Below are 3,472 nucleotides of genomic sequence, written 5' to 3' on the forward strand. Positions count from 1 at the left end.
GCCGCCGGGGGAGTGCTCCCCCGGCGGCTTCGGTGAGACAGTCAGGAAGCCTTCTGGGGTGCTTCCGAGGGCTTGTCCTGGCTCGTCTGTTCGGCCTGTTGAGCTTGCTTGGCGTAGGTGGCCACCAGGCCTACGGAGACGCCGAGCTGGTCGGCGATCGCGCGCATGGTTTTGCCCTGGGCCCGCAGCTCGGCGATGCGCCGGCGGCGGTCTTGAGCTCGAGCGAGGTACTCCACGCGCGGCTCGGCGGCAATGTTTCGAATGGTGCGCTCTGAGACGCCGAACTGCTCGGCCAGTTCTCGAGCAGTTCGGTTCCTGCGGATGGGTTTGTCAGCGGGCATTGGCCTCAACCTCCAACACTTGCTTCACCAGCTTTTGACGGCGTTCTGCTCGTACAACGCCGGACCGTTGCCCGCGCTTCTGCTGCTTCTCGGGGGTGCTCCAGGCAGCGCGGCGGGCGGCGGTCTTCTCGGGGGTGATGTTGCGCCAGACCCATCTGCTGATCGACTGGGCGAGGTGGTGCACCTCGGTGCGGCTCATCGGGCCTTTGCTGAACTGGTCGCAGATCCAGGTCTGGTTCTTGTTCCAGGCGACGGCTTCCACGACCTCTTCCCACTCGGTGCGGTCGCTGTAGCGTTCCCGGGCGCTGTAGGCCCATGTGCGAGTGAGGTCGAACAGTTCGCAGTTGCGGCCAGTGGAGGAGTCTTTGAGGGCCTGAGAGTCTTGGGATGGGTCTGGGAGAGCTCCGAGGCCCTGGAGGGCGTCTGAGAGCTCCTGGAGGCTGTAGGAGGCTTCCTGAGCGCCCCAGCGGGTTGGGTGGGCGCGGTGGTGGGGGTTCTTGGTGATCCGCCCGCCGTAGGCCACGTCCCCGCCGAGCACGTCGGTGAGGCCTTGCTCGATTCGGGCGAGCTTGTTCACCGGCGCCCGGCGGGCCGCATCGGTCATGCACACCGGAGCCCTGAGGGCGAAGACCACGTGCCCGGCGGTGGTGTAGGGGTTCAGCGCCACCCAGGACGGCTCCGGCAGGCCGAGCAGGTCGGCGATCTGATCGGCGTCGGAGGCGTCGCGGTCGACGACCACCAGCGATCGCAAGCACAGCGGGTTCGCCTCGATGTACGGCAGCGTCAGGGCGTGCTCGCGAGCCATCCGGTGCTTGGGCCCGGTCTTTTCCCCCGCCAGAGGGGCGTGGGGAAGCCAGGCCGCATCGAAGGAGGCCGCGAAAGTCTGCATGCGCTGACTCCACCACGAACCCATCCCAGCTCCGCGGATTTGCTCCGGTGTGTTCAAACTAGGCATCGAACCTTAATCAGATACTTCCTCGAAAACCGCTCTCTGCAGCCTGCCCGTAGGGCAGGCCATCTTCGGTGCAGCCGAGCCTCCCGGCTCCACCCTGGACCCCACACCTCATGCATCATTCGATGACCGAGGCTCAGGTGACCCAACGCAGGCGCGCACAGGCACAGCTGCACTCTCCTCGGGAGGTGCCCCCAGCACCGCAACCAGGCATCGACTCAGCCCCAATTTTCATCCGCCGGCCCCGACCAACCACGGTCACTGTCGATGACTCCTGCTGCCCCCGACTCACCCTTCACGGGTGAGGGGTTAACCCGTTCCGGGTGGGCGACCAGAACGGGTCCCTGTGTTCGGCCATGTGGTCGAGCGGGTGCCTGGTGGGGTGGCGTGGTGGTTGGCGATGGGCCGGTTTCGGGCGCGCTGGGGTGTCCTGGTTGTGCGCATTGAGGACCGTTAGGGAGGACGTGACGGGTGTCTTCCCCAGGGGCCGGCCGAAGAATGCACTAGGTGTGACGGCTTCGAGAGGCCAGAAGCAGGTGATGCCTATACAAAAAATTTGCGATCGTGCACGCTTTGCCTTGTTGCCGCAGCCGCGGCTGACTGGTGCGACGGAAGGCGCTGACATGAGTGGTTTGAGGACCAAGGCGGGGTTGCTGAGTGTGTTGCTTGTGGTTGCTCTCGGAACGGGGCCTGCCCACGCTGAAGCACCTACGTCGTCTGACCCCCTTGGGGCTTCGGCGGTTGCAACGGATTCCCTCGTGGAGAGCGAAGCCACCATTGCGGTCGATGAGCCACTTTCATATGTCGAAGCAGACTCTCCGGAGGAAGCCCAACAAATTTTTGAGCAGCTGGACTCGGGTATCCCTCCAGCGTCGATGGGAGGTGCAGCCTCAATGGGAGCGGCAGCCAGAGTTGATTTCGCTCCGTGCGAGTTGTACCCGACGAGGGTTTACCGCCGGACCTCTTCGGGCCGGCAAGCGATCGGCTTCAAGCCCTACACGGTGTGCGATGTGCCGGTGGCAAGCATCCGCCACAACAGCGAGCTTCGCTACAAGCAGCTGGTGTGGTGGCGGACGAAGATCACACGGTCAGGCGGCAATTCGAATGAGGCGAGGTACACCCAAAGGAACATCGAGTACTACTGCGTCGGTACGAAATCCACCACGTGGCGGGGCACCACTCAAGGCGCCATCACATGGCGCGGTAAGACCTACTACACGCGCGTCTACACCGCCCCAAAGACAGAGAACTGCAAGGCCTAGGCTGACTCTCATGACTAAGACCCGCCCTGGGATGGCTAGCCGGGAACCAGAGTGCTTCCTGGTTTACTGCCGACATGCCGACGGCAGTGAACCTCTTGTCGCTGCCGCCTCGACGTCCGATGAGGTGCATGAGCTCGAACAAATTGGTGAGGCGAGAGGATGCCCTGAGGTGCGGTGGGAAACGGTGCCTTGGCGACGGGTAGACAACCGCGTGCAGTCGGCACCCCGTGGAGTGATCGTTGGACTCGTAGTCACTGGTGCTCCAGACGGCGAAATCGGGATCGCGGTGTTCGACGACGTATCTGTCGCTGAAGCCTTTGCACAGGATGCACGAGCACAGGGACAGGACTATCGCTGCCGCCATGTGCGTCTAGGTGAATGGATTCTCGCGACCTAAATCATGTGCCCTATGGGTCCACTCTGGCAGGGTGCCGAGCATGGAAAAAAGCCGGGCCATGATGGCCCGGCTTTCTCCATGTTCGGGAGATTCGGCCTGGTCTACCTGGTCTCCCTCTAGGAGCTGCTGGTGTGAGCAAACCAACTCCCCTGTTGAGTGTCTGCCGTCTGCTATTTCTTTCCCAAAAGTGACAGCACATCACGGGTTGGGCTGCTCTCGTTAGGGCCGACCTGCCGCTGATAGCTCCTCCTCCAAGGAGGTGTTGAGAAGCCTGTCCCTGATGTGCTGGACAGCGCATGCGGTGTTGGAGCTTCAGTAAGGTTCGGCGGAGCAAAGCTATGTTCTATGTGCCATAGAACGGGATCGGCCGCTGGCCGGGGCACCACGCGGGGCGGATGGGCGCTGCGCTGGACATGGGAAAGCCGCCGGGGGAGTGCTCCCCCGGCGGCTTCGGTGAGACAGTCAGGAAGCCTTCTGGGGTGCTTCCGAGGGCTTGTCCTGGCTCGTCTGTTCGGCCTGT

The 3,472-nt window shown here is 63.4% G+C and carries 3 protein-coding genes; 1 reads left to right on the plus strand and 2 read right to left on the minus strand.

Translation table 11 applies throughout. From position 1 onward, the window contains the following. Nucleotides 1-41: 41 nt before the first annotated feature. Both SM447_RS29140 and SM447_RS29145 read right to left on the minus strand, forming a co-directional pair. On the minus strand, nt 42-341 hold the full coding sequence (locus tag SM447_RS29140) for a hypothetical protein (RefSeq protein WP_474576081.1): 300 nt from the start codon (nt 339-341) through the stop codon (nt 42-44). Next, complete coding sequence (locus SM447_RS29145; RefSeq protein WP_474576082.1) at nt 331-1,230, minus strand: replication initiation protein; 900 nt, start codon at nt 1,228-1,230, stop codon at nt 331-333. Before SM447_RS29145 ends, SM447_RS29140 begins: the two co-directional genes overlap by 11 nt. Before the next feature lie 821 nt (nt 1,231-2,051). On the opposite strand from SM447_RS29145, the gene SM447_RS29150 reads away from it, so the two are divergent. Then, nucleotides 2,052-2,555 (plus strand): hypothetical protein, encoded by a 504-nt coding sequence (locus SM447_RS29150; protein WP_474576083.1) that lies wholly within the window; start codon nt 2,052-2,054, stop codon nt 2,553-2,555. Nucleotides 2,556-3,472 lie beyond the last annotated feature (917 nt).

The sequence above is a fragment of the Micromonospora aridisoli genome, assembly GCF_056150025.1.

What these genes read in the sequence shown, in the direction of transcription:
- SM447_RS29140 (WP_474576081.1), bottom strand. Translation starts at nt 341, where the DNA reads ATGCCCGCTGACAAACCCATCCGCAGGAACCGAACTGCTCGAGAACTG.
- SM447_RS29145 (WP_474576082.1), bottom strand. Translation starts at nt 1,230, where the DNA reads ATGCAGACTTTCGCGGCCTCCTTCGATGCGGCCTGGCTTCCCCACGCC.